Genomic DNA, 25,426 nt, shown 5'->3' with positions numbered 1-25,426 from the left:
GGTCAGGGGTCGACCCGGTCGAAGCCCCAGGAGTGCGGCGGCCGGGCCAGCAGCTCGCCGGGCGGCTCGGGCAGCGTCGTCCCGGCCGGCACCCCGACCGCGATCACGACGACCCGACCGCCGTCGGCGACGAACAGCTCGTGGCGCTGCGCACCGGCCAGCGCGACGGCGGCCCGCTCGCGCACGTGGTCGAGGAGCTCGTCGCGGCGGCCGTCGGCGGCGCGGGCCTCCCACATCAGGGTCGGGGTCACGTCCGGCGCGCCGGCACGGTCGGCACGTCGACCGCGGCGGCCACGTCGGCGGCGGTGACCCGGAACCGGTCCGGATAGTGCGCGGCGTCGCGGACCGCAGGCGGCTCGGTGTCGCGCCAGACGAAGCCGCACAACCCGCAGCGGTGCACGGTCCACACCCCGGGGACCGGGGAGGTCGCGAGCACGGCGGCGCCGTCGGTGGAGCAGCGGGGGCAGGTCATCAGCGGTTCTCCTTCCGGTCGCCGGCGACGAGCCGGCCCAGACGCTCGACCCAGGCCGCGGTGTCGTCGGGCGGCACGACGCGCTGGGAGTAGTGCCCGCGGTCGTCCGGGGCGGTCGGCGTGGTGGCATCGATGATCAGCTTGTGGGTGATGCCGGCCGGGTCGGATCCCGGGTCCAGCGGCAGCACCGGCATGTCGGGCAGGATCACCAGGTCGTGCGCGGGGTGCATCTTGGTCGACAGCGCCCACATGACCTGGGGCAGGTCGAACGGGTCCACGGTGTCGTCGACGCAGATCACGACCTTGCAGTAGCCGAGGCCGTGCGGGGTGGTCATGGTCCGCATCCCGACGGCCTTGGCGAAGCCCCCGTAGCGGTTGCGGACCGAGACGATCGCGAGCAGCCCGTGGGTGTACATCGCGTTGACCGCGCGCACCTCGGGGAACTCGGCCTGCAGCTGCTTGAGCAACGGGTCGCAGGTGTTGGGCCCGATGAGGTAGTCGCACTCGGTCCACGGCATGCCGATGTAGAGGTGCTCGAAGTAGGGCGTGGTCCGGTAGGACACCCGGTCGATGCGGATCTGCGGCATGCGCCGGCCGCCGGAGTAGTGCCCGGTGAACTCGCCGAACGGGCCCTCGAAGTGCCGCTCGCGCCCGAGGACGACGCCCTCCAGCAGGATCTCGCAGCCCCACGGGACGTCGAGCCCGGTCTCCGGGCCGGTGGCGATCGGGCATGGTGAGCCGCGCAGGGCGCCCGCCATCTCGTACTCGCTGTCGGCGTAGGCGATCGGCATGCCCGCGACCAGCGGGATCGTCGGCTCGTTGCCGAGCGTGATCGCGACCGGCAGGTCCTCGCCGCGCTCCTCGGCGCGGCGCAGCTGCAGCGCGATGTCGTGCTGCGGGACGGGCTGCAGCCCGAGCGTGCGCGGTCCCTGGACCTCCATCCGGTAGATGCCCAGGTTCTGCTTGCCGAAGGAGTCCGGGTCGTCGGGGTCGCGGCTGACGACGGCGGCCTTGTCGATGTAGAAGCCGCCGTCGCCTGCGTTGATGCGGAACAGCGGCAGCAGCGCGAACAGGTCGACCGCCTCGCCGGCGACGGTGTTCTCCGCGAACGGCGGGTCGGCGCGCCGCTCGACCGGCACCGGGAAGGCGTCCCAGCGACGGCCGAACTCCTCGACCTGCTCACGCACCGGGGTCTCCGGCGGCAGCCCGAGCGCGACGGCGTGGTTGGCCCAGGAGCCGTGCGCGTTGAGCACGATGTTCGGGTCGCGGAACCCGGCGACGTCGGTGAACAGCAGCGCGGGGGCTCGGTCGCCGAGCTTCGGTGCGGCGGCACCGGCGGCACCGAGGTCGGGCTCGGCCTTCACCTCGTCGTCGATGCGCAGGAGCTGGCCGTGCCGCTCGAGCTCGGCCAGGTAGTCGCGGAAGGTGTCCATCAGGCGCTCCTCCTCTGACGGGCGGACCCGCCGGTCCAGCGGCGGGCCCGCGGGGCGGGCAGGTCGAACTGGTCGCAGATGCGTGCGACGACGTGGTCGACGACGTCGTCCAGTCCGGCCGGGTGGTTGTAGAAGGCGGGCATCGGCGGGACGATCCGCACCCCGGTGCGGCGCAGGGCCAGCATGTTCTCGAGGTGGATCTCCGACAGCGGGGTCTCCCGCGGCACGAGGACCAGCTTCCGGTCCTCCTTGATCGTGACGTCGGCGGCGCGGGCGACGAGCCCGTCGGCGATCCCGTGCCGGATCTGCGCGAGCGTCTTCATCGAGCAGGGGACGACGACCATCCCGTCGGTCCGGAACGAGCCGGACGAGATCGACGCGGCCTGGTCCCCGAACGGATGTGCGGTCCCGGCCAGCGCCTCGACCTCGGGCACCGTCCAGCCGGTCTCCTCGACGATCGTCGCCCGCGCCCACTTGGAGAGCACGAGATGCGTGTCGACCTCGGCCTCGCGCAGCGCCTCCAGCAGACGGATCCCGAGGATCGCGCCGGTCGCGCCGGTGATCCCCACGACGAGTCGCACCGGGCCACCTCCCAACTAGTTCGTATACTAACTGTTTGAATACGAACTATACTCGTCGCATGATCGAGCGCAACCCGGGTGCCGACGAGGCGGTCGTGCACCTGCTCCGCCGGGTCCTGCAGTCCCACACCGCGGCCTGGCAGCAACGCGTCCCGCAGCTGACCAAGCCGCAGTACGCGATGCTCGACGCGCTGCGCCGCCGGCCCGGGATCGACCAGGTCACGCTCGGGTCGCTCGCGGCGACCGACAAGGGCACCACCACCGAGCTGCTGCGCCGGATGGAGCGCAACGGCTGGCTGACCCGCACCCGGTCCGAGACCGACCAGCGACGTCGGCTGGTCCACCTCACCGACGAGGGCGAACGCCTGGCCGCCGGGGCCGCGACCGAGGCCCGCGCGCTGGCCGCCGAGTTCCTCGCCCCGCTCGACGGGGCCGACCGGACCCGGCTGCGCGACCTGCTGGCCCGGCTCGCCGCGGCAGAGCCCGACGGGGACGGGGAGTCGTCCGGGATTCCTCACCCGGGGCGGGAATGAACCGCGACCCCCGCCCGTTGGAACGACTGTCCGAGCCGGGCGAACCGAGTCCCCGGGCCGCAATAGATAACCGCCACCGTGGAGTTCCGTTCGGCTGGAGCCACGATGCGCCACTCGCCGCGAGGCGACCGGCGTCCGGTTCGGACCCCATACCTCCCCTTCTCGAAATCCATTCGACGACGCCTGCGAGGCCGGTCACCATGGTCGGCGCGCGCCCGGTCCCGGGCGAGCAGGCAGACTGAACGAACGATGTCCAGCGAACCCGTCCCGTCTCCGACCTCCGCACAGCCGTCGTCGCACGACCGACCGCGCCGACCCCGCCGCCGACCCGGCGCCCGGGGCGAGCACCAGCCGCGCGGCGGGAACTCCGGCACCCCGCAGGACACACCTCCACACGAGACCACCTCATCGGACCTCGCCGCAGCGCAGGCCGCCCCCGGGACGGAGGGCGCCGCGCGCGGCGTCCCGGCCCGCGATCAGCAGCGCCGCCGTGCATCGACGCAGCGCCGCCGCGGGCCTCGGGGTCGGCGCGCTGCCGTCACGGCGCCCGGCCCCGACCAGCCCGGCCGTCGCGGCCCCGACCGCGACGGCCCGGACCCCTCGGGCCCCACCCCGGCCGCAGAGACCGACGCCGGCCGGCCGCGCCGGGGCACCGGCGGGGGCCGCGACGCCGAGCCGCCGCTCCCCCCGCTCGACGACGCCGAGCTCACCGCCCTGCGCGAGCGCCTCGACTCCCTCGGCCCGGCCGAGGCCGAGCGCCTGCGCGGCCGGCTGGACCGGGCCCGCGACGGGCGCGCCCAGCAGCGGGTCGCCGACGCCGTCGCGAAGGCCGAGCACCGCGTCGCGCGCCGGCGCGCCGCGCTGCCGCGGATCTCCTACCCCGCGACGCTGCCGGTCTCCGCGCGCCGCGAGGAGATCGCCGACGCGATCCGCGACAACCAGGTCGTGATCGTCGCCGGGGAGACCGGCTCCGGGAAGACGACGCAGCTGCCGAAGATCTGCCTCGAGCTGGGCCGCGGTGTGCACGGGATGATCGGGCACACCCAGCCGCGGCGGCTCGCCGCGCGCACCGTCGCCACCCGGATCGCCGAGGAGCTGGGCGTCGAGCTCGGCGGGGCGGTCGGTTGGAAGGTCCGGTTCACCGACGCCGTCGGCGACTCGACCATGGTCAAGCTGATGACCGACGGCATCCTGCTGGCCGAGCTGGCCGGGGACAAGGACCTGCTGGCCTACGACACGCTGATCATCGACGAGGCGCACGAGCGCAGCCTCAACATCGACTTCATCCTCGGGTACCTGACCCGGCTGCTCCCCCGCCGTCCCGACCTCAAGGTCGTCATCACCTCCGCGACGATCGACCCGGAGCGCTTCGCCCGGCACTTCGGCACGGCCTCGGAGAGCGGCGAGCCGACCCCCGCGCCGATCGTCGAGGTCTCCGGGCGCACGTTCCCGGTGGAGGTGCGGTACCGGCCCGTCGTCGACCCCGACGACCCCGACGCCGACCCCGACCGGCAGCTGGACGACGCGATCGGCGACGCCGTCGTCGAGCTGCAGCGCGAGGGCCCGGGCGACGTGCTGGTGTTCCTGCCCGGTGAGCGCGAGATCCGGGAGGCCACCGAGGCACTGGAGCGGCGCAACCTGCGGAACACCGAGATCCTGCCGCTCTACGCCCGCCTGTCGACGGCCGAGCAGCAGCGCGTGTGGGCGCCGCACGCAGGCAACCGGGTCGTGCTGGCCACCAACGTCGCCGAGACCTCGCTGACCGTCCCCGGCGTCCGCTACGTCGTCGACACCGGGACCGCGCGCATCTCGCGCTACTCGCGCCGCCTCAAGGTGCAGCGGCTGCCGATCGAGAAGATCTCCCAGGCCTCGGCGAACCAACGCTCCGGTCGCTGCGGCCGCACCTCGGACGGCATCGCGATCCGGCTGTACGCCGAGGACGACTTCGACGACCGCCCCGAGTTCACCGACCCGGAGATCCTGCGGACCAACCTGGCGTCGGTCGTGCTGCAGATGATCGCCCTGGACCTGGGCGAGATCTCGGAGTTCCCGTTCGTCGAGCCGCCGGACCGGCGCGCCGTCGCCGACGGTCTGGACCTGCTGCACGAGCTCGGTGCGCTGCGTCCGGACCGGCGCTCGCTGACCGCCGTCGGGCAGTCACTGGCGCGGCTGCCGGTGGACCCCCGGCTGGGCCGGATGCTCGTCGAGGCGCACCGCAACGGCTGCCTGCGCGAGGTGCTGGTCATCGCGGCCGCGCTGAGCGTGCAGGACCCTCGCGAGCGGCCGACCGAGCAGCGCCAGGCCGCCGACGAGCGGCACCGCCGCTTCGCCGAGGACGGCTCGGACTTCCTCGCGTTCCTGCGGCTGTGGGACCACCTGCAGCAGCGCCGCGACGAGCTGTCGGGCAGCCGGTTCCGGCGCGAGCTGCGCGAGGACTTCCTGCACTACCTGCGCGTGCGCGAGTGGTGGGACCTGCACGGCCAGCTCCGGCAGGCCGCGCGCAGCTCCGGCATGGAGGTCAACGACCACGACCCCGAGTGGCCGCGGCACGCCGACCGGATCCACCAGTCCGTCCTCGCCGGTCTGCTGTCGCAGGTCGGCATGCAGGACCCGCTCTCCGAGAAGAGCACAGGGAAGGGCACGGGGAACGGCAGAGACGGGAAGAAGGAGCGGAAGGGGCCGAAGGACTATCTCGGAGCCCGCGGCGCGAAGTTCGCGATCTGGCCCGGCTCGGGGCTGGCGCGCAAGCCCCCGCGCTGGGTGATGGCCGCCGAACTCGTCGAGACGACGAGATTGTGGGCACGGACCGTCGCACCGGTGCAGCCGGACTGGATCGAGCCGCTCGCCGAACATCTCGTCAAGAAGACATATTCGGAACCGCGCTGGTCACGCAAGCGCGGGAGCGCCGTCGCGACCGAGCGGGTCACCCTGCACGGGCTGCCGCTGGTCGCGGACCGCACCGTCGCCTACGGCCGGATCGACGCCGAGGTGAGCCGCGACCTGTTCCTGCGCCACGCTCTCGTCGAGGGCGACTGGGAAACCCGGCACCCGTTCTTCCACGCCAACCGGGAGCTGCTCGACAGCGTCGAGGAGCTGGAGCACCGGGCCCGGCGGCGCGACCTCGTCGTCGACGAGGACACCCTGTTCGCCTTCTACGACGAGCGGGTTCCCGCCGACGTCGTCTCCGGTGCGCACTTCGACCGCTGGTGGAAGCGGGAGTCGAAGCGATCCCCGGACCGGCTGACCTACACCGAGGAGATGCTCGCGACCGAGGCCGCGAAGCAGGTCGACCGCAACCACTACCCCGACCACGTCGAGGCGGGCGGGCTGACGCTGCCGCTGTCCTACGCGTCCGAGCCGGGCCACCACGAGGACGGTGTGACCGTCGACGTGCCGGTGGCGGCGCTGAACCAGGTCGACCCGACGCCGTTCACCTGGCAGGTGCCGGGGCTGCGCGAGGAGCTCGTCACCGCGTTGATCCGGACGCTGCCGCGGAACCTGCGCCGCAACTTCTCCCCGGCCCCGGACCACGCGAAGGCGGTGCTGGCCCGGCTGCGCGGCGAGACCGGCCGACGCCCGCTGCTGGACGTCCTGGAGGACGAGCTCGGCCGGATGCGCGACGTGCACATCCGGCGCGAGGACTGGGAGCTGGAGCGGCTGCCCGAGCACCTCACGGTGACGTTCCGGGTGCTCGACGAGTCCGGTGCCGAGCTGGCCCGCGACACCGACCTGGACCGGCTGCGCCGCGCCCTCGCCCCGAAGGTGCGGGAGGAGCTGGCCGCCGCGGGCAGCGACGTCGAGGCGACCGGGCTGACGTCGTGGACGATCGGCGAGCTCCCCCGCGAGCTGCCGATCCGGCGCGGCGCGCACACGGTCACCGGCTACCCGGGCCTGCGCGACCGCGGCACGAGCGCCGACGTCCGGGTGTACGCGACGGCGTCCGAGCGCGACCCAGCCCACCACCGCGGCGCCCGGCGGCTCCTGCTCCGCAACACCACCCACCCGGGCAAGCAGGTGCAGCGCGGTCTGGACAACCGGGCGCGGCTGGCCCTGTCGCGCAACCCGCACGGCTCGCTCGACGCCCTGCTCGACGACTGCACCACCGCCGCCGCCGACCACCTGATGGTCCGTGGCGGCGGGGACCCGTTCGACGAGGCGCAGTACGCGCGGCTCGCGGAGCTGCTGCGGATGCGGCTGCCGTCGACGACGCTGCAGGTCCTCGACGCCGTCCGCGGCGTGCTGGAGGTGTGGCACCGGGTGGGTGCGGCGCTGGCGGACCTGCGCGGCCCGGCCACCCGCGACGGCGTCGCCGACGTGACGGCGGTCGTGGGCCGGCTGACCGCGCCGGGCTTCGTCACCGCCGCCGGCGCGAACCGGCTCGGCGACGTGAAGCGCTACCTGCAGGGCTGCGAGCTGCGGCTGGAGAAGCTGCGCGCCGACCCCGCCCGCGACGCCCGGTGGACCGCCGAGATCGCTCCGGTCGAGGCCGAGTACCGCGGGCTGCTCGCCGCGCTGCCCGAGGGCACCGAGCCGTCGCCGGCGCTGCGGGAGATCGGCTGGATGGTCGAGGAGCTGCGCATCTCGCTCTACGCCCACCCGATGAAGACCCGGCACCCGGTGTCGGTGCGGCGGATCGAGCGGGCGATCGACGAGCTGTGACTGTCGGGGGTCGCGGGCACACTGCGACCATGACCGATGCGCCGATCGCCATGTTCCGTCTCTTCGCACTCGACTGCCCGGACCCGATGGAGCTCGCCCGGTTCTACTCGGCGATCACCGGCTGGCCGGTGATCGGTCCCACCGACGCCGACCCGGACTGGGTCGAGCTCGACCCGGGTGGGGCGGGCGCCACGCTGGCGTTCCAACAGATCTCCGAGGGGGAGTTCACCCCGCCCGAGTGGCCCGGGCAGGTGCGCCCGCAGCGCGGACACGTCGACTTCGTCGTGCCCGACCTCGACGCCGGGGAGGCCGCGGTGCTGGCGATCGGGGCGCGCAAGCACGACGTCCAGCCCGCGCCGGCGAGCTTCCGGGTGTTCCTCGACCCGATCGGGCACCCGTTCTGCCTGGTCAAGGAGTAGCGGGCGCACCCAATGCCGCCGCCTCCTCGCGGATCGCCCGCACGAGAGCCGAGGCCGCGCCCGACGGCGCGCCGGCGGTGACCGCGAGCAGCGCACGGTCCGGCACGACCGGGTTGCGCACCGGGATCCAGCGCACGTCACGCGGCACCGAGTCCGCGGCGAGGCCGGGCACCACGGTGACGGCCAGCCCGGCGGCGACCAGCCCGAACCGGGTCGCCCAGTGGCGCGCCTCGTAGCCGATGTGCGGCTCGGACAGGCCCGGCCACGCGCCGAACTGCGGCTCGCCGGCCGGGCCCGCTCCGGCCACCCAGGTCTCGCCGACCAGGTCCTCCACGTCGAGCACGTCACGGTCGGCGAGCCGGTGCGCCCGGCCGACGGCGACTCCCGAGCCACGGGGGACGTGCAGTGTCTCGGCACGCAGGCCGTCGAGGTCCGGCGCGGGGAGCCCGGCGCCCACCGCGACCACCGCCACCTCCACCTGTCCGGCACGCAACCGTCGCACCTGGACAGGGCTCGCCGCCTCCTGCAGGGCGACCCGCAGGCCCGGGTGCCGGGCACGCGTCCTGGCGACGGCCCTCGGCAGCAGCACCGCCGTCGCCGTCGGGAACCCCGACGCCACGAGACTCCCGGCGAAGCGGTCGCGCACTCCGGCGACCTCCTCGAGCGCGCCGTCGAGCTCGGCGAGCACCCGGCCCGCCCGCCGGATGACGACCTCACCGGCGGCCGTCGGTCGCACCCCGCGCGGCAACCGCTCGAACAGCTCCGAGCCCGCGGCCGCCTCCGTGGCCGCGACCTGCCGGGACACCGCCGACTGCGTGTACCCGAGCACGGTCGCCGCGCCGCTGAACGAGCCCTGCCGGGCCACCTCGAACACGGTCCGCAACCCGGCGACGGTCAGCTCGGCTATGAGTCGATGGTATGCGTTCTGCTCATGTCTGTTGTGCACAGGTCTCGCTTGTCGCATGTGTTGGAGCGACGCACGCTGGACCCATGACGAACGACAAGGTGTGGTTCCTGACCGGCGCGTCGCGGGGCTTCGGGCGCCTGTGGGCCGAGGCCGCGCTGCGGCGCGGTGACCGGGTCGCCGCGACGGCGCGGGACGTGCGCACGCTCGACGGCCTCGTCGCCGCCCACGGCGACGCCGTGCTCCCGATCTCGCTCGACGTCACCGACCGCCCGGCGGTGATCGACGCCGTCCGCCGGACCGTCGAGCACTTCGGCCGGCTCGACGTCGTCGTGAACAACGCGGGGTACGGGCACTTCGGTGCCGTCGAGGAGCTGAGCGAGGACGAGATCCGTGCGCAGATGGAGACCAACTTCTTCGGCGCACTGTGGGTGCTGCAAGCCGCCCTGCCCGTCCTCCGCCGCCAGCGCAGCGGACATCTCGTCACCGTGACGAGCGAGGGTGGCGTCCGCGCGTTCCCCGGGATCGGCGCGTACCACGCGTCGAAGTGGGCGGTGGAGGGGCTTACGCAGTCCCTCGCCGGCGAGGTCCGCGAGCTCGGGATCCGCGTCACGAACGTCGAGCCCGGCCCGTACGCGACGGGGTGGCTCGACGCCACCCGGCACAGCGCGCCGCTGCCGGACTACGACCACGTCCGGGACTCCGCGGGAACCTTCGACGTCGGGGACCCGGAGGCGACGGTCCCCGCGCTGCTCGCCGTCGTCGACGCCGAGGACCCGCCGCTGCGGGTGTTCTTCGGCCGGTCGTTCGAGGCCGTCCGAGCGCAGTACCTGGCACAGATCGCGGAATGGGAGCGCTGGCAGGACGTGGCCCTGGAAGCGTTCGGGCCGGTCCGGGCCGGATGACCGGTGCGGGCCGGCGCCCGCACCGGAACCGGATGCGTTCGCCACCGCACGAATCCGGCGGGGTCGGCGGATCGGTGTGAGGATCAGGTCTCCGTCGACGGCGAGGGGCCCGCGATCATGACCGCACCGACCACCCCGTACACCGAGCTGGGCGAGGCTCTGGGCACCGACTTCTTCTCGGTGCGCGACCAGTTCACCGACGAGCAGTGGCAGCGCTTCGCCGACACCCGCACGTTCGTCGACTCCGAGGTCCTCCCCGACATCAACGACTACTGGGAGCGCGCCGAGCTGCCCTGGCACCTGTTCCGGCGGCTGCCGGAGCTCGGGGTCGTCGGCGAGGACATCCAGGGCTACGGGGCGGCCGGGATGAGCCCGCTCGCGCTCGGCCTCGTGCACATGGAGCTGCACCGCGGCGACGGCTCGCTCGGCACGTTCCTCGGGGTGCACGCGGGCCTGGCGATGAAGGCGATCGCGATGTGCGGCTCGGAGGAGCAGAAGCAGCGCTGGCTGCCGTCGATGTCGACCATGGACTCCCTCGGCGCGTTCGCGCTGACCGAGCCGATGCACGGCTCGGACTCGGTCGCGCTGGAGACCACCGCGACCCGCGACGGCGACCACTGGGTGCTGCGCGGGTCCAAGCGCTGGATCGGCAACGGCAGCGTCGCGGACCTGGTGGTCGTGTGGGCGCGCGACACCGACTCCGGGGAGGTGCTCGGGTTCGTCGTCGAGACCCCGGCGGAGGGATACCGGGCCACCGTCATCCCGGGGAAGGTGTCGCTGCGGGCGCTCTGGCAGGCCGACATCGAGCTGGACGGGGTCCGGGTGCCGGAGGAGAACCGGCTGGCGCGGGCCCGGACGTTCGCCGACTGCGCCGCGGTGCTGGCCACCACCCGGGGCACCTGCGCCTGGATGGCACTGGGCCACGCGACCGCCGGCTACGACGCCGCCCTGCGCTACGCCCTGGAACGCGAGCAGTTCGGCAAGCCGCTGGCGAGCTTCCAGATCGTGCAGCAGCGGCTCGTCGCGATGCTCGCCGACCTGACCGGCATGCAGCTCTACTGCATGCAGTCCGCGCGCCTGGCCGAGGCGGGGAAGCTGTCCCCGACCGTCGCGGGGCTGGCGAAGATGCACAACACCCGGACCGCCCGCAAGATCCTCTCCGAGGCACGGGACCTGCTGGGTGGCAACGGCATCCTGCTGGAGCACCACGTCGTGCGGCACTGGGCCGACATCGAGGCCATCCACACCTTCGAGGGCACCGAGACGATCCAGACCCTCATCGTGGGCCGCGACGTGACCGGGATCAGCGCGTTCACCTGATCCCGGCCGGCACAGGTCAGGCGGGCAGGTCGCGCGGGCCGGGCTTCTCGCGGCCGAACCGGCGGGCCAGGTCGGCCTCGACACGGCGGTCCGAGCGCCGCTCCAGCCACCGCCGCCCCCGGGCCGTCCGCGCGACGAGCAACGACTCGACCAGGTTGCGCAGCACCTGCGACGGCCACATCCACGGCGCGGTCACCGGCAGGTCCAGGTCGCGCAGGCCCTCGGCGCGCAGGAACACCCGCAGCAGCGACAGCAGCCGTCGCCGCTCCCAGGCGCCGCGGAGCCGGTCGATCCGGCCGCCGGTCCGCTCGCTGCGCAGCCCCTCGACCAGGGCGCCCGCGAGCTGCGGGCCTGCCGGGGTGACCTCGCCCTGGGCCAGCACGATGTGGTGGTTGAACGCGTTCTGCTCGCGCTCGCTGTCGAACAGCCAGTCGTCGTCGACGCCGATGAGCCACCCGACGTAGCGCCACAGGTGCATGATCGCGGCGCCGTCGGCACGCGGGACGTGCCGTCCGAGCAGGCGGCAGCCGAGGATCGCGGTGCTGTTGAACAGCCCGAGCGTGGCCGCGGCGTCGGACTGGTTGATCGGCAGACCGTGGGTGTCGACGTCGTAGCGGTCGCCGCGTTCGAACCGCTCCGCGACGAGCGCGTGCATCGCACGCACGTGCAGCGTGGCCGCCCAGCCCTCCCCACCGGGCTCCATGCCGCCGGGGCGGCTGACGGCGAACGCCCACGCCTGGGTCTCGCCGAGGCGTCGCATGGCGCCGGCGCCGGTGAGCCCGCCGGTGCGGACGAGCAGCTCGGTGGGGCCGCCGTAGCGGTAGCCGCCGATCAGCGACAGGCCGAGCAGGACGTCGTCGCGGCTGCGGCCGAGCCTGCGGTAGGCACGGGCGCCGCGTTCGAGCAGGTCCCGGTCGAGCCAGTCCGGGTCCGGGGTGACGGCGGCGAAGAAGTCCCGCAGCGCGGGCGGCGCGTCGGCCGGCGCGGCACCCGCGGCGAGCGCGGTGTGCAGGGCGCGCATGGTCACCCGCTGCGGGTCGTCTCGGTCGCGGCCCATCGCGCGGGCCAGGGCGGCGCCGGTCTCGTCGCGGGTGAGCATCCGGCGGCCGATCTCGGCCAGCAGTGCCGGGTCGGGGTCGCGGACCCCGGCGACCAGGCCGAGCGGACGGGCGATGCGCGCCGCGCGTTCGGGCGCACTGTGGAAGCGTCGCGGGGCGACGGGCGGCTCTGCCAGCATGGACGAATGCTGACACGAGCAAATGCTCGCTTTCAACGCGCGTTCCGGGGCACCCGGTGACCGCCCGCCGGGCCCGGCGACGCGAGCCGCGCCAGGAGCGGTCCCGGGCGATGGTGGAGCGGATCGTCGCCGCGGGCCGGGAGGTACTGGTCACCCGCGGGTACGACGGCGCGTCGACGAACCGGATCGCGGCCGTCGCCGGGGTGTCGCCCGGGTCGCTCTACCAGTACTTCCCGGACAAGGACGCGGTGCTCACCGAGGTGCTGGACCGCTACCTCGACGCGATGGAGGCTCGCGTCTCGCGCGCGTTCCTCGACTCGGTCGCCACGGCCGGGCCGGGCGCCGGGACCGCCACGGCGGTGCGCGCGACGCTGGACGCGCTGCTCGACACGTTCGGCGAGGAGCCGGACCTGCTGCGGGTGATCGTCGAGCAGCTGCCGCGCTCCCCCGGCGGGCGCCGCGCCGCGTTCGCCGGCCGGATCGACGACCTGGTCACGACGGTGCTGCTGACCCGCGGAGCCGGGGACACCGACGCGGCGCGGGCCGCGGCGTGGACGGTCGTGCGGACCGTCGAGCACCTGACCACCGGCTACGTGCTGGAGCGGCCGGGGTTCGCGCGGGAGGTCGTCGTCGACGAGCTGACCGCGCTGGTGGCGGGCTACCTGGACGCGCGCCTGTCCGGTGGGCGGGTGGCGTCCGACGGGCCGTCCTGACCGGGCTCGACCGGGAGTCCGGCCGCGGCCCATGCGCGGAACCCGCCGACGACGTCGGTCGCCCGGTGCAGTCCGATGTCCTGCAGCGACGCGGCGGCCAGACTGGAGCTGTAGCCCTCCGAGCAGAACAGCACCCAGGTGACGTCGTGGTCGACGGCCTCGGGGACGCGAGCGTCGGAGGTCGGGTCGAGCCGCCACTCCAGGTGGTTGCGCTCGATCACCAGCGCGCCGGGGATCTGCCCCTCCTCGCGGCGCTGCCAGCCCGGCCGGGTGTCGACCAGGTGCGCCCCGGCGGCGGCGAGCTCCGCGGCACGCTGCGGAGTGGGCCGGTCGAGCCGGGCGCGGGCGGCGACGAGCAGGTCGGCGACGGTGCGGCTCATCCGACACCCTGCCCGGGTTCGACGAGCTCCGTGCGGGTGCGGCGCAGGCGGTGGTGCCCGGTGGTGCCCGCGACCTCCTCGACGTCGTAGTACGACATCGCCGACAGCGGCGGCGAGTAGGCGTGCACGCTCACCGCGGGGGCCTCGGCGGTGTTGGCGACGTCGTGCACGTGGCCCAGCGGGAACCCGGCGCCGCGGCCGTGGCGCAGGGTGCGGGTGCGCAGCCCGGACGGGCCGCTCCAGCGGCGCTCGGTCAGCGAGCCCGACACCACGGTCAGCGCGCCGAGAGAGCCGGCGTGGTCGTGCAGCTCCGCGATCTGCTCGGTGGCCCAGCTGATCAGCCAGACGTCGACGAAGCCGTCGCTGCGCAGCAGCCGGTACCAGCGACGGTCCGGGTCGACGACGACCTCGTGCTGCCCGGCGCGCACCTCGGCGGCGATCTCGCGGGTCAGCTCCTGCAGGTCCTCGATGCCGTACGGGGTGGGCGCGGTGACGGGCCGCGCGTGCGGGACACGCGGCCGGGGGCGGGCGGGACCGTGCCCGGGACGGGTCGAGCGGGGAACGGACAGACCGGTGGGCACGGAGGCAGGCGCGGACACGGGAGTACTCCAGGAAGAGGTCGGGCGAGCGTGGTCGAGGGACTCAGCTCGGGCGACAGCCCTGGTCGAAGTGGTCGGCGCGACGGGTCCCCCACAGGGGTCCGAGGGTCGCTGCCTGACTCATGTCCCGCATGCCATCACAGCGACGGGCACCGTTTCAACCCGCCGTCCGACCCGCGGGAGGACCCCGCGGGTGTCCGGACAGGTCGGGTCAGGCGCCGTCGTCGTCGGACATGCCGATGACGGTGTCGAGACCCGACAGGACCAGCGAACGACGGGCCTGGCTGCCGGCGGGCGCGACGAGGGTCAGCGCGGCCCCTCCTGCCCGCATCCGGCGCGCGACCTCCGACAACAGGGCCATCCCGGCGCTGCTGACGAACGCCTCACCGGGCAGGTTCAGGGTGATCGGCAGCCCGCGGTCAACGTGCTCCATCAGCGGGGCCCGGATCGCCGAGACCCCACCGAGGTCGAGGTCGCCGACGATCCCGATCCGCACGCCGTGCGCGTCCGGGACGGCACGCAGCCGGGCGCGGACGGTGCCGTCGTCACCCTCGCCGGACGAGGTGTCGTCCCGGTCGCGGTCCCGTTCGGGCTCCCCGGCGACGAACTCCACCGGCGGACCCGCGCCCGGGGTGCCCACCTCGACCGGGATCGCGGGCAGCAGGAACCGCACGGTGGTGCCGGAGTCCGACGCGTCGATGTGCACGTCACCGGCGAGCTCGCGGATGAGCGCGATGCCGCGGCCGCGGTAGCCGGGGTCGGCCGGCGGGGGCCGCCAGCGTCCGCCGTCGGTGACGCGCACCGCGACCGAGCCGTCCGCGGTCAACGCCAGGTCGACGTCGACACCGGCACCTCCGTCGGTGTCCTCGGGCAGGTAGGCGTGCTCGATGGAGTTGGTGGCGGCCTCGCCGACGGTCAGCTGTAGGTCGCTGACCGCGTCCGGGCCCATCCCGCACCGCGCGGCCCAGGCCGCCACCGCGCGACGCAGCGGGGCGAGCCGTTTCGGGTCGGCCTCGATCGCGATCCGCAGCGGCGGCGGCATCAGCCGGGCGACGACGACGACCGTGTCGTCCGGGATGACCATCCCCTCGGACATCCGGTGCAGCAGCGTGTCCGCCATGTCGCGGGGCTGCGCGGCGGACAGCTCGTCGAACGCGGCGGACAGCCGGGCCAGGCCGTCGTCGATGACCTCGTCACGGCGTTCGAACAGACCGTCCGAGCAGAGCAGGATCGTCTCGCCGGGTTCCATCCGGTCCACGGCCTCGGGGAACGGGGGCCGACCCGAGATCCCCAGCGGCACGCCGCGGCCCTCGGACAGCGTCCGCACCCCGTCCGGGCCGGCGACCAGCGGCGGGGGGTGCCCGGCGCTGGCGTAACGCATCTCGCCGGACCCGGTGTCGATCGTCGCGATGGCCACGGTGCTGGCCATCGCGCCGCGCACCCGCAGCGCGTACTGGTCGAGCTGCTCGAGGGCCCGCGCCGGGGGCTGGCCGTTGACCAGGTTCGACGCGACCGCGGACCGCAGCTGCCCCATCACCGCGGCCGCCGCCGGGCCGCGGCCGACGACGTCGCCGACGACGAGCGCCACCAGGTCGTCGCCGAGGTCCAGGACGTCGAACCAGTCGCCTCCGGCCTCGGTGCCCTGGGTGCCGGGGCGGTAGCGGGTGGCCAGCGACAGCCGTTCGATGTCGGGCAGGCGCTGGGGCAGCAGGCTGCGTTGCAGGGTGACCGCGACCTCGTGCTCCGCCTGGTGCAGCTGGGCGCGGACGATCGCCTGCGCGCACTGGTTGGCCAGCGTGAGCACGAAGCTGCGCTGCTCGGGGGTGAACACCGGCTCGACCGGGAACCGCAGCCCGATGACGCCGATGGGGCGGGCCGCGACCATCAGCGGCACCGCGGTCTGCACCGGGTAGCGCCGGACCTCGCCCTCGGCGGGCTCGCCGGCGTTCCAGATCGGCTCGCCGCTACTGACGGCGCGGCTCAGCGGGTGCGCGCGGCCGGGGGTGCGCATCGGCGGGCCGTCGGCCGGCCAGCCGGACTCGCGCAGCAGCGAGAGCGTGCCGCCCTCGTCGACCACGAGCACCGCGACCGCCTCGGCCCCGATCGAGATCCGGCCGTGCTCGACGACGACCTCGGCGACCGACTCCAGGTCGGTGGCCCTGGCCAGCCCGGTCGCGACCGCGCCGAGGCGCTCGGCGAGCCGGCGGGCCTCGGTCTCGGCCTCCAGCATCGAGGCCCGGTCCAGCGCCTGCGCGGCGAGCTCGGCGACGGCGACGGCCGCCTCCTTGTCCGCGTCGGACAGCCGTCGTTCGGTCAGCATGGCGACCGCGAGGACCCCGAGCGAGCGCCCACCGGCGACGAGCGGCAGGTAGCCGATGGTCTGGGCGTGGTCCGGTGCGATGCCGATGGCCGCGGGGTAGCGCGTCGCCCACTCGTGCGCGGTGGTGAACCACAACGGCTCGTGCCCGGACAGGACCTCGGTGAACGCCAGCGGCGCGTCGGTCCGGATCCGGGCGGCCCGCTGCCACATGTCGCGGTCCCAGCCGTGCCCGGTGAGCGCCTGCAGCCACTCGCCCCGGACCTCCCAGAGCCCGGCGTGGTCGGCGGCGAGCAGGTCGACGATGTGGTCGGCGGCGATGGCGGCGACCTCACCGGGGGTCGCGGCGGCCGACATCTTGGCGGTGGCCCGGTGCAGCAGGCCCAGGCGCTGGGCCGAGGCGCGTTCCTGCTCCAGCAGGCGGGCGTTGTCGACGGCCAGCCCGGCCCGGCGGCCGATCTCGGACAGCAGGTCCAGGTCGTCGTCGGTGTAGGGGTCGCCGGTCTCGGTGCGGACGACGGTCAGCACGGCGCTGGTGCGGCCGCGAGCGGGCAGCGGCACGACCATCACCGAGGTCATGCGCAGCCGGGTCCAGGCCCGGCGCTGGGTGGGTGCGAGCCGGCTCAGGACCTCGTCGAGGTGGGCGGCGTCGAGGATCTCGGGGCGGCCGTCGTCGGCGGCGGGGACCAGCGGGGCGAGCCGCCACAGTGAGGGTTCCAGCGCCGAGCGCTCCGCGGCCACGGCGAGGGTGCCGGTTCCGGTGACCGCGTCGCCGTCGTGGACGACCGCGATGTCGGCGAGCCGGTCCTCGACGACGGCCCGGACGAGCTGATCCGTGCGTCCGGTGCGGGTGATCTCCCGTTCCAGGGACTCGGCGACCTCGGAGTAGATGCGGTGCCGGCGCTGCTCACGGTGCTGGACGTCGATGTCGAGACAACCGCCGACGTAGCCCGCGGAGCGTTCGCCGTCGCGCACGGGAGCGCCCCGGTCGAGCACCCAGCGGTAGCGGCCCGCCCGGTCCAGGAGCCGGTACTCGACCTCGAACGGCGCGTGCGCGCGGGCGGCGGCGGAGGTCACCGAGCGGTAGCGCTCGCGGTCGTCGGGGTGGATGCGGCGGCGCCAGTCGTGGCCCAGCTCCTGCGCGGCGTCCTCGACGCCGGTGAAGTCCAGCCAGCCGCGGTTGACGAACAGCCGGTGCCCGCCGGGGTCGTCGACCCAGATCAGCGCCGGGGTGGAGTCGGCCATGGCGCGGAACTGCAGCTCGGCGGCCCGGCGGACCCGGCCGAGATGCAGGTGGTTCGCGACCCTCGCGAGCAGCTCGCGGGCGGAGAACGGGCGGACCAGGTAGTCGTCGGCGCCGGCGGCGAAGCCCTCGACGGCGGCCTCCTCCCCGGCCCGCGACGACAGCAGCACGACCGGCACCCCGACCGTGCGGGGGTCCGACCGCAACGCCCGCAGGAGCTCGATGCCACCGTTGCCGGGCAGCGCCGCGTCCGCGACGACCAGGTCCGGCGGGTCGGTGCGGGCGGACTCCAGCGCGGCCGAGCCGTCGGCGACGACCCGCACGGTCCAGCGTTCGGTGAGCAGGTCGCGCAGGTAGCCACGCATCTCGCGGTCGTCGTCGACGACGAGCACCCGGTCTCGGTGGTCGACCTCCAGCCCGTCGACGACCGACCCGTCCACCGAGCGGCCGCGGGCGAGGACCGGCGGGACGTCGGCGGGCTCGTCGGGCAGCCAGCGCAGCGCCTCCGCGACGTAGGGCGCGGCGAGCTGCGGGGCGGATCGGGACCCGACCCGGGCCCGGACGAGGCGTTCGGGGGGCAGATGGGCGAAGCCCAGCGGCAGCCGCACGGTGAACGTGCTGCCCGCGCCGGGGTCGCTGGTCACGCCGATGGTGCCGCCGTGCAGGCGGACCAGCTGGCGGATCAGCGGCAGGCCGAGGCCGCTGCCGTCGCCGCTGCGGCCGTGCCGCCGGGTGGGCCGGTGGAAACGGTCGAACACCGCCTTCAGCTCACCGTCCTCGATGCCGGCGCCGGTGTCGGAGACCCGCAGCACGACCTGCTCGCCGTCCTGGGCGAGGTCGACGGTGATCCCGCCCTCGCGGGTGTACTTGACCGCGTTGCTGAGCAGGTTGAGGACGATCTTCTCCCAGGCGTCGCGGTCCACCCAGACCGGCCGGGCCTGCGGCGGGCAGGTCACCGACAGCTCCAGCCCGGCCCGTTCGACGACTGGCGCGAACGCGTCGACGAGCGCCGCGGTGGTCTTCCCGATCTCGGTCGGCGCGAACATGCCGTCGTACCTGCCGGTCTGCAGGGCGGAGACGTCCAGCAGACCGTCGACGAGCTTGAGCATCCGCTGGGCGTTGCGCTGCGCGAGCTCCACCTGGGTGCGGACGGCGGCGTCGTCGTGGTCGCGCAGCCGCTCCAGCGGTCCGAGGACGAGGGTCAGCGGGTCACGGAACTCGTCGCCGAGACCGGCGTAGTACTCGGCACGGGCCTGCTCGACCAGGCCGGCGTCGTCGCGCCGGTCGCGCTCGCGGTCGCGGGCGAGCGCGGCGGTCAGCAGGCCACCGATGGTGCCCGCGATCAGCCGCAGGAACGAGCGGTGGTCGTCGTCGAGCGGGAGCAGTGGCGGCGCCCCGATGACGACGGCGACGCCGGTCGACCCGTCGGGGGTGTACACCGTGGACCGCACGACGTCGGTGACCGGGGCACCGTCGTTGCCGTGGACCTCCACCGGGTCGACGGCGAGGAACTCGACGTCGGTGGCGCGGTCGGAGTCGAGGCCGTCCGGGAGCCAGCCCGCGGGCGGCGCGTCGATGCGGACGGTGGCCAGTGGGCCGGGGTCGGCGCCGATCGCCGTCACGACGGCGCAGCCGACGTCGTCGGGCAGGTCGGTCAGGACCGTGCAGAGCCGTTCGACGGCGATGTCGAGGGTCGGGGCGTCACGGGACACCTCGCCGAGCGCGGCCAGGATCGTCATGCGCCGGCCGCCGACCACCTGGGCCGTGGACTCGGCGGTGAAGACGATCAGACCCCGGACGTCGCCGTCGGGGCCACGGACGGGGGTGGCGGAGTAGGTCCACCACGTCGCCTCCGGCACGTCCCACCGCCGCAGCACCAGGCGGTCGTCGCGCCGGTAGATGCCGTCGCGCCGGCCGCCGAGCATCTCCTCCAGAACTCCGGAGAGATGAGCGAAGGCCTCGGGCCAGGCGTCGCGCAGCGGTGTGCCGAAGCCCCCGGGATGACGCAGGCCCGCGTGCGGGACGAACTCGTCGTTGTAGAACACGACGAGCTCGGGTCCCCACCACGCGACGAGCGGCTGGCGGCTCTCCAGGATGAACCGGATGGTGTCCTCGAGCTCGCGGTCCCAGGTGTCGCGCGCGCCGAGCGGGGTCGCCGACCAGTCGATCGTCGCCAGCAGGTCGCGGACGGGGACGTACTCATCCTCCGTCCGCCGGTCGAACCGATCCACCGTGCGCGCCACCCCGTTCTGCCGTTCCGGCCCCAGGATCGCACCACCGGTGCGGATCCGGCGCGGTGAGGCGGGAGATCGCTCGGGTCAGGTCACCCGACGGGCCGCGTCGCGGTGCCGGTCGAGCCAGTCCCGCAGGTCCGCGAGCGGGGCCGCCCGGCCCGGTTCGTGGTAGATCTCGTGCCAGAAGTCGTCGTACCAGAGCACGGTGGTGTCGGCGGACCCGGAGCGCTCGTCGAGCAGCCGGGTGCCCGCCGGGTCGGTGAGCCGGTCCGCGGTGCCGTGCTGCACGAGCAGCGGGATCCGCAGCTCGGCGGCCCGGACGGGCAGCTCGGCCATCTGCCGGTAGATCTCCGCGCCGAGGGCCAGGGTGGGGCGGCCGTGGTGCACGAGCGGGTCGGCGTCGTAGTCGGCGACGACGGCCGGGTCCGAGCTGATCGCGGACGTGTCGATCCCGACCGGGCGGACCGTGGGCAGCACCTTCGCGACGACCGACAGCAGCGGGACGAGCGCGGCCGGGACGGCGTCGGAGGCCAGCGCGGGAGCGGACAGCACGAGTCCGTCGAGGCGGTTCTGGTGGCGCAGCGCGTAGGCGAGCGCGATCTGGCCGCCGAGGCTGTGCCCGAGCAGGAACACCGGGATGCCGGGGTGGCGGGCGATCGTCTCGCGACGGAACGTCTCGAAGTCGGTGAGCAGGTCGTCGTAGCGGCGGACGTGCACCCGGGTGCCGCCGGAGCGGCCGTGGCCGCGGTGGTCGAGGCCGTACACGGCCCAGCCGTCGGGGACCAGGGTGTCGACGACGGTGGCGTAGCGGCCGGAGTGCTCGCCGATGCCGTGACTGACGAGCAGGACGCCGGTCGGCTCCTCGGCGGGGAGGCGGCCCTGCCAGAACAGCTCGATGCCACCGACCCCGGGGAGCCGTCCGTGGACCTCCGTGGTGCCGGTCATCAGCCCGCCAAGTCGTGCCGCACGTCGTCGCCGGCGACGAGCTCGACCTCCACGCCAGGGCCGTCGCCCGCGGTGAGCAGGTAGCGGCCGGGGTCGAGGTCGGTGAGGCGGTAGGTCCCGTCCGCCGCGGCGGTCGACGAGGCGACCGGGTCGCCGTCCTGGGAGAGCACGACGACGCTGCCCGCGGGCGCCGAGCCGTGAACGGCGGCAGCAGCGACCAGGCGCAGGGTGGTGCCGGCCTGGTCGTCGCCGACGGTGCAGGTGGCGACGCCGGGCAGGTACCCGTCGGCACGGGCGACGACGACGAACGCCCCGGCGCCCGGCGCCGTGACCTGCGCCGTCCCGTCGGCGTCGGTGGTCGCGGAGCCGAGGGGCCCGCCGGAGCGGTCGCGCAGCGCGACCTCGGCGCCGCGCAGCGGGGCGTCGGTGGCGGCGACGACGCGGACCTCGACGTCCTGCGGCGCGGTGCCCGGTACGACCGTCGACGGCGCGGGGCCGGTCCGGGGAACGGACAGGGCCACGTCCTCGGCGCGGTCGGGGCGGACGGCGGTGGTCGGGCCGGCGTGCACGAGGGCCTCCTCGGCCTCCGGGGCGGTCGTGGACCGCTCCGGGATGGTGGGGTCCGGGGTCGGGGCCTCGGCCTGCTGATCCTGCTCCTGCAGTCCCTGCTCCCGCGGCTCCTGCTCCTCTGGTCCCTGCTCGTGCGGCTCCCGGTGGAGCGGGGCCGGGGCAGTCGTGCCGTCCTCCGTCGGGCCGTCCCCCATCGGTCCTCGAACAGGGGCGACCTCGGGGGCCGCGGTGTCGTCGAGAGCCGCGGTGTCATCGGGAGCCGTTGGGGCGTCGGCGGTGTCTTCCGCGTTGTCCTCTGTGGGGCTGCTGTCGGCAGCGGGCGTCCCGCGCAGCGACGGGGCGAGGTGCCGCGGCCCGCTCCCCGGGCGCACGGACCGCAGGACCCGCGGGGCGGGCCGGGGCGGCGGCTCGGGGTTGTCGCCGGTCTCGCGCGCGGCGCGGCCGCCGGCGGCCGCGAGCCCGATCGACGGGATCCGGCTCACCGGGGAGGTGTCGGTGGCGGTCTCGGGCGCGCCGGCCTGCTCGGGGACGCGGCCCGCCCAGGTGTGCGGGGTCGAGATGCGGTCCCGGGCCTCGCGGAACTCCCGCTCGGTGTCCGGGTCGGCCGGGGCGCGCACCGCCGTGCGCTCCGACGGCAGTGCCGTGACCCGCCGGACCAGGTCCGGGTCGAACGGTGCGCGGGCCTGGACCGTGGTGGCGGGCTGGGCCTCGTCGACCTCGTCGTCGCCCTCGTCGGCGGCCTTCTCGTCGGCGGCCTTCTCGTCGGCGGCCTTCTCGTCGGCGGCGGCCCCGGCGGCGGCGCCGGCCGCAGCAATCCCCGCGGCGGTGGCCCTGGCGGTGGCACCAGCGGTGGCACCAGCGGACGGGGTCCCGGCGGACGCGGCACCCTCGGTGTCCTCCGAGGACGCGGCGGCGGGCTCCCCGGTGGCGGTCGTCGACGTGTCCCCGCCGACCGCGTTGCCGGAGGTGGGCGTGCTGATGTCCGGCGCCGAGCTGTCCGGGCCCGGGCCGCCGGCCACGGTCACCTCGTCGGCGGCACGGGCGGCCGGGTCCGCGACGGCCCGTCGCCGCACGAACGGCGTCGGGGCCGGGGTCCGCCGGACCGGTGCCGGCTCGACGGGCTCGAGCGGCTTGCCGTCCTTGAACCCGCGCGACCAGGGCGGGCCGACCGGCCCGGCGCTCACGTCGGGGGTGACCCGCGGGACCGCCGGCAGCTCGTCGGTGGGGTCGGACGCGTCGACCGCCTCGGTGATGTCGGGCGCCGACGACGAGGGGCCGAACTCCTCCACGGTGTCCGCGACGGCGGGGGTCCGCGGACGCTCCTCCCGCGGGCCGACCACGGCGACGGGCGTGGTCGCGGAGGCCGCGTCAGCGGGATCGTCGTCCACCGCGGCGGCGGCCCCGGCGTCCGCACGGTCCGTGGGCTGCTCCTCGTCGGCCTCGGGCTCCGGCGGGTCCTCGTCCACCGGGGACACCGGGGAAGGGGACGCGGGAGGTGCCGGCGACGGGTCGGGCGCGGGCCTGCGCGACCCGCCGTCGAGGCCGCGGGCGCGGCGGTCGACGAGATCGGCGACGGTGCGCGGACGGTCCTCTTCGGACGACGCGACGTCGTCCTCCCGGCCCCGTCCCCACCGCAGGAACCCGGCGATCCCGACGGCCACCAGCACCACCACCACAACCAGCCCGAGCAGGGCCCACGTCGACATCTGGAAGTCCTCCTGCCGGAGCTGCGCGAACCGTCGTCCACGACACGGTGCGGCCCAGGAGGAGGTGCCCGTCGCCGGGCCCCGCTGCCCGGCCGGTCACGGTGACCCGCTCGGCGCATCCGGCGACGCACCGTAGCACCGCGGACCCCCTGACCGGGGGTGAGCGGAGGCGTCCCGCGTGTCGGTCACCGACGTTGCCCGTCTCACCCCGTGCGGCCGGGCCGGACCGCTGCTCATCCGCCAGGATCGACCCATGACCAGCGACCCGGTGACCCCCGAGCTCGCCGAGATCGCCGACGCCCACGGCGTCGCGACCTCGTACCTCGACGGCAGCAGGACCGAGCAGCGGATCGACGCGGAGGTGGTCCGCACCGTCCTCGGGTTGCTGGAGGTCGACGTCGCCTCCCCCGACGCGGAACGCGTGGCACTCGCCGGGGCCCGCGAGCGCGCCGGCGCCGGGGCGCTGCCGCCGACGATCGGGCTGCGCAGCGACCGTTCCCGCGCCGTGCCGGGCCGCGGGCGGCTGACCGCCGTCGACGGCGCACGGGGCGAGCAGGGCTGGGCCCGTGACGTCGACGGCGAGCTCCCCGCCGGGCTGGAGCCGGGCCGCTACGCGCTGGAGACGACGGCCGGGCGGGCCCACGTCGTCGTCGCACCGCCCACGCTGCCCGACCCGCCCCGGACCTGGGGATGGATGCTGCAGCTCTACGCCCTGCACTCGCGCGGGTCGTGGGGCATCGGCGACCTGGGCGACCTGACCACGCTGATCCGCGGCGGGCACGGGGCGGGCGCGGTGCTGCTCAACCCGCTGCACGCGATCACCCCGGTGCCGCCGGTGCAGCCCTCGCCGTACACGCCGTCCTCGCGCCGCTACGCCACCCCGCTGGCGCTGCGGATCACCGACCTGCCCGCCTACGCGGCCGCCGACGCCGCCACCCGCGCCGAGGTCGACGCGCTGCGTCCGGAGACGACCGGTGACCGGATCGCCCACGACCGCGTGTGGGCGGCGAAGCGGTCCGCGCTGGAGGCGCTGTGGCGCAGCGCCGGCCACCCCGACGGCGATCCCGACGACGACCTGCGCCACTTCGCGACCTACTGCGCCCTCGCCGAGCGCTACGGCGGCCGCTGGTCGCTGTGGCCTGCGGAGCTGCGCCGGCCGGACGGCCCCGGGGTCGCCGCGGCCCGCGAGGAGCTGGCCCCACGGGTCGCGTTCCACGCGTGGGTGCAGCGCCAGGCCGAGGCCCAGCTGGCCGCGGTCCGTGCCGCCGCGACGGACGCGGGCATGCCGGTCGGGGTCATCCACGACCTCGCCGTCGGCTGCGATCCCGAGGGCGCCGACGCGTGGATGCTGCAGGACGTGCTCGCGCTCGACGCGACGGTCGGTGCCCCGCCGGACGCGTTCAACCAGCGCGGCCAGACGTGGGGTCTGCCGCCGTGGCGCCCGGACCGGCTCGCCGACACCGGCTACGCCGCGTTCGGCGACATGACCCGCGCGCTGCTCGCGCACGCCGACGGCCTGCGGATCGACCACGTCATGGGGCTGTGGCGGCTGTGGTGGGTGCCCTCCGGGCAGACCGCCGACCGCGGCACCTACGTCCACTACGACGCCGACGCGATGCTCGCCGTCCTGCTGCTGGAGGCCCACCGCGCGGGCGCGCTGGTCGTCGGTGAGGACCTGGGCACGGTGATACCGCGGATCCGCGAGGACATGGCCGAGCGGAACCTGCTGGGCTCGACGGTGCTGTGGTTCTCCCGCGACCCCGACCCCGTGACCGGCGGCGACGACGGTCCGCTGCGCCCGCCGCGCCGCTGGCCGGAGCGGTCGGTCGCGACGATCTCCACCCACGACCTGCCGACCGCGCCCGGGTTCCTGGCCGGCGAGCAGGTGCGGGTGCGCGCCGAGCTGGGGCTGCTCGACGACCCGACGACCGAGGAGGCGAAGGCGGGCGCCGAGCGGGACGAGCTGCTGGCGCTGCTGACCGCGGAGGGGCTGCTCGACTCCCCGGACGAGACCGACGAGGACACGATCGTGGTCGCGCTGCACGCGCTGCTGGCGTCGGCGCCGTCGCGGCTGGTCCTGGCCTCCCTCTACGACGTGCTGGGCGAGACCCGGCAGCCGAACCTGCCCGGCACCGTCGACGAATACCCGAACTGGCGGATCCCGCTGCCGGTGTCGCTGGAGGACGCACTCGCCGACGACCGGGTCCGCCGCGTCGCCGAGGTGCTGCGCGCCCGGACCGGCGACGACGGCTGACC

At 75.1% G+C, this 25,426-nt stretch carries 18 protein-coding genes; 7 read left to right on the top strand and 11 right to left on the bottom strand.

The features are described from left to right. Positions 1–2 precede the first annotated feature (2 nt). From Ae505Ps2_RS09730 to Ae505Ps2_RS09715, 4 genes are read right to left on the bottom strand one after another with little or no spacing between them, the layout of a single operon-like run. Positions 3–251: a hypothetical protein gene (locus Ae505Ps2_RS09730; protein ID WP_075308689.1), complete on the bottom strand. Its 249-nt coding sequence runs from the start codon at positions 249–251 to the stop codon at positions 3–5. After that, complete coding sequence (locus Ae505Ps2_RS09725; protein WP_020622623.1) at positions 248–472, bottom strand: non-oxidative hydroxyarylic acid decarboxylases subunit D; 225 nt, start codon at positions 470–472, stop codon at positions 248–250. Before Ae505Ps2_RS09725 ends, Ae505Ps2_RS09730 begins: the two co-directional genes overlap by 4 nt. After that, on the bottom strand, positions 472–1,905 hold the full coding sequence (locus Ae505Ps2_RS09720) for a non-oxidative hydroxyarylic acid decarboxylases subunit C (protein ID WP_075553574.1): 1,434 nt from the start codon (positions 1,903–1,905) through the stop codon (positions 472–474). Before Ae505Ps2_RS09720 ends, Ae505Ps2_RS09725 begins: the two co-directional genes overlap by 1 nt. Next, on the bottom strand, positions 1,905–2,486 hold the full coding sequence (locus Ae505Ps2_RS09715; protein WP_075308693.1) for a UbiX family flavin prenyltransferase: 582 nt from the start codon (positions 2,484–2,486) through the stop codon (positions 1,905–1,907). The genes Ae505Ps2_RS09720 and Ae505Ps2_RS09715 overlap by 1 nt, the downstream gene beginning before the upstream one ends. A 59-nt stretch (positions 2,487–2,545) precedes the next feature. On the opposite strand from Ae505Ps2_RS09715, the gene Ae505Ps2_RS09710 reads away from it, so the two are divergent. The 3 genes from Ae505Ps2_RS09710 (at position 2,546) to Ae505Ps2_RS09700 (ending at position 8,097) form a co-directional block, all read left to right on the top strand. Then, positions 2,546–3,019 (top strand): MarR family transcriptional regulator, encoded by a 474-nt coding sequence (locus Ae505Ps2_RS09710; RefSeq protein WP_075308695.1) that lies wholly within the window; start codon positions 2,546–2,548, stop codon positions 3,017–3,019. A gap of 249 nt (positions 3,020–3,268) precedes the next feature. Continuing rightward, a complete protein-coding gene (hrpA, locus tag Ae505Ps2_RS09705; protein ID WP_084786239.1) occupies positions 3,269–7,678 on the top strand; it encodes an ATP-dependent RNA helicase HrpA in 4,410 nt (1,469 codons plus the stop codon). 29 nt (positions 7,679–7,707) lie between these two features. Beyond that, positions 7,708–8,097 (top strand): VOC family protein, encoded by a 390-nt coding sequence (locus tag Ae505Ps2_RS09700; RefSeq protein ID WP_020626316.1) that lies wholly within the window; start codon positions 7,708–7,710, stop codon positions 8,095–8,097. Here the strand turns inward: Ae505Ps2_RS09700 and Ae505Ps2_RS09695 are convergent. Beyond that, positions 8,087–8,971, bottom strand: a complete 885-nt coding sequence (locus Ae505Ps2_RS09695; protein ID WP_249265380.1) for a LysR family transcriptional regulator — start codon at positions 8,969–8,971, stop codon at positions 8,087–8,089. The genes Ae505Ps2_RS09700 and Ae505Ps2_RS09695 overlap by 11 nt on opposite strands. 116 nt (positions 8,972–9,087) lie before the next feature. Here Ae505Ps2_RS09695 and Ae505Ps2_RS09690 point away from each other — a divergent pair, with 116 nt between their 5' ends. Together Ae505Ps2_RS09690 and Ae505Ps2_RS09685 are read left to right on the top strand one after the other, a co-directional pair. Further along, positions 9,088–9,906: an SDR family NAD(P)-dependent oxidoreductase gene (locus Ae505Ps2_RS09690; protein WP_075308699.1), complete on the top strand. Its 819-nt coding sequence runs from the start codon at positions 9,088–9,090 to the stop codon at positions 9,904–9,906. Between the two features lie 117 nt (positions 9,907–10,023). Next, a complete protein-coding gene (locus Ae505Ps2_RS09685) occupies positions 10,024–11,226 on the top strand; it encodes an acyl-CoA dehydrogenase family protein (RefSeq protein ID WP_075308701.1) in 1,203 nt (400 codons plus the stop codon). A 16-nt stretch (positions 11,227–11,242) separates the two neighbouring features. Here Ae505Ps2_RS09685 and Ae505Ps2_RS09680 read toward each other — a convergent pair whose 3' ends face one another. Then, the gene (locus Ae505Ps2_RS09680) at positions 11,243–12,463 is read right to left on the bottom strand and encodes an oxygenase MpaB family protein (RefSeq protein ID WP_020626312.1); all 1,221 of its coding nucleotides are present in this window, start codon (positions 12,461–12,463) and stop codon (positions 11,243–11,245) included. A gap of 56 nt (positions 12,464–12,519) precedes the next feature. On the opposite strand from Ae505Ps2_RS09680, the gene Ae505Ps2_RS09675 reads away from it, so the two are divergent. After that, positions 12,520–13,176: a TetR/AcrR family transcriptional regulator gene (locus tag Ae505Ps2_RS09675; protein WP_198932117.1), complete on the top strand. Its 657-nt coding sequence runs from the start codon at positions 12,520–12,522 to the stop codon at positions 13,174–13,176. Here the strand turns inward: Ae505Ps2_RS09675 and Ae505Ps2_RS09670 are convergent. The 5 genes from Ae505Ps2_RS09670 to Ae505Ps2_RS09650 all read right to left on the bottom strand — a co-directional run bounded on the left by Ae505Ps2_RS09670 (position 13,122) and on the right by Ae505Ps2_RS09650 (position 23,170). Further along, the gene (locus tag Ae505Ps2_RS09670; protein ID WP_075308705.1) at positions 13,122–13,556 is read right to left on the bottom strand and encodes a rhodanese-like domain-containing protein; all 435 of its coding nucleotides are present in this window, start codon (positions 13,554–13,556) and stop codon (positions 13,122–13,124) included. The genes Ae505Ps2_RS09675 and Ae505Ps2_RS09670 overlap by 55 nt on opposite strands. Continuing rightward, positions 13,553–14,155 carry a cysteine dioxygenase family protein gene (locus Ae505Ps2_RS09665; RefSeq protein WP_249265246.1) on the bottom strand — a complete coding sequence of 201 codons (603 nt, stop codon included), beginning with the start codon at positions 14,153–14,155 and terminating at the stop codon, positions 13,553–13,555. Before Ae505Ps2_RS09665 ends, Ae505Ps2_RS09670 begins: the two co-directional genes overlap by 4 nt. A gap of 211 nt (positions 14,156–14,366) precedes the next feature. Then, positions 14,367–19,946 carry a SpoIIE family protein phosphatase gene (locus Ae505Ps2_RS09660; protein ID WP_139320152.1) on the bottom strand — a complete coding sequence of 1,860 codons (5,580 nt, stop codon included), beginning with the start codon at positions 19,944–19,946 and terminating at the stop codon, positions 14,367–14,369. A gap of 87 nt (positions 19,947–20,033) precedes the next feature. After that, a complete protein-coding gene (locus Ae505Ps2_RS09655; protein ID WP_075308716.1) occupies positions 20,034–20,894 on the bottom strand; it encodes an alpha/beta hydrolase in 861 nt (286 codons plus the stop codon). Beyond that, positions 20,894–23,170, bottom strand: coding sequence for a carboxypeptidase-like regulatory domain-containing protein (locus Ae505Ps2_RS09650; RefSeq protein WP_075553573.1), 2,277 nt, complete (start codon positions 23,168–23,170; stop codon positions 20,894–20,896). The genes Ae505Ps2_RS09655 and Ae505Ps2_RS09650 overlap by 1 nt, the downstream gene beginning before the upstream one ends. Before the next feature lie 253 nt (positions 23,171–23,423). Here Ae505Ps2_RS09650 and malQ point away from each other — a divergent pair, with 253 nt between their 5' ends. Further along, a complete protein-coding gene (gene malQ, locus Ae505Ps2_RS09645) occupies positions 23,424–25,424 on the top strand; it encodes a 4-alpha-glucanotransferase (protein ID WP_075553572.1) in 2,001 nt (666 codons plus the stop codon). Positions 25,425–25,426 lie beyond the last annotated feature (2 nt).

The organism is Pseudonocardia sp. Ae505_Ps2, from assembly GCF_001932425.1.
GTDB lineage: Bacteria > Actinomycetota > Actinomycetes > Mycobacteriales > Pseudonocardiaceae > Pseudonocardia.
The sequence above is the reverse complement of the archived record's forward strand: the minus strand, read 5'-3'. Positions and strand labels throughout refer to the sequence as shown.

What these genes read in the sequence shown, in the direction of transcription:
- Ae505Ps2_RS09650 (WP_075553573.1), bottom strand. Translation starts at nt 23,170, where the DNA reads ATGTCGACGTGGGCCCTGCTCGGGCTGGTTGTGGTGGTGGTGCTGGTG.
- Ae505Ps2_RS09670 (WP_075308705.1), bottom strand. Translation starts at nt 13,556, where the DNA reads ATGAGCCGCACCGTCGCCGACCTGCTCGTCGCCGCCCGCGCCCGGCTC.
- Ae505Ps2_RS09720 (WP_075553574.1), bottom strand. Translation starts at nt 1,905, where the DNA reads ATGGACACCTTCCGCGACTACCTGGCCGAGCTCGAGCGGCACGGCCAG.
- Ae505Ps2_RS09725 (WP_020622623.1), bottom strand. Translation starts at nt 472, where the DNA reads ATGACCTGCCCCCGCTGCTCCACCGACGGCGCCGCCGTGCTCGCGACC.
- Ae505Ps2_RS09680 (WP_020626312.1), bottom strand. Translation starts at nt 12,463, where the DNA reads ATGCTGGCAGAGCCGCCCGTCGCCCCGCGACGCTTCCACAGTGCGCCC.
- Ae505Ps2_RS09685 (WP_075308701.1), top strand. Translation starts at nt 10,024, where the DNA reads ATGACCGCACCGACCACCCCGTACACCGAGCTGGGCGAGGCTCTGGGC.
- Ae505Ps2_RS09690 (WP_075308699.1), top strand. Translation starts at nt 9,088, where the DNA reads ATGACGAACGACAAGGTGTGGTTCCTGACCGGCGCGTCGCGGGGCTTC.
- Ae505Ps2_RS09710 (WP_075308695.1), top strand. Translation starts at nt 2,546, where the DNA reads ATGATCGAGCGCAACCCGGGTGCCGACGAGGCGGTCGTGCACCTGCTC.
- Ae505Ps2_RS09655 (WP_075308716.1), bottom strand. Translation starts at nt 20,894, where the DNA reads ATGACCGGCACCACGGAGGTCCACGGACGGCTCCCCGGGGTCGGTGGC.
- malQ (WP_075553572.1), top strand. Translation starts at nt 23,424, where the DNA reads ATGACCAGCGACCCGGTGACCCCCGAGCTCGCCGAGATCGCCGACGCC.
- hrpA (WP_084786239.1), top strand. Translation starts at nt 3,269, where the DNA reads ATGTCCAGCGAACCCGTCCCGTCTCCGACCTCCGCACAGCCGTCGTCG.
- Ae505Ps2_RS09700 (WP_020626316.1), top strand. Translation starts at nt 7,708, where the DNA reads ATGACCGATGCGCCGATCGCCATGTTCCGTCTCTTCGCACTCGACTGC.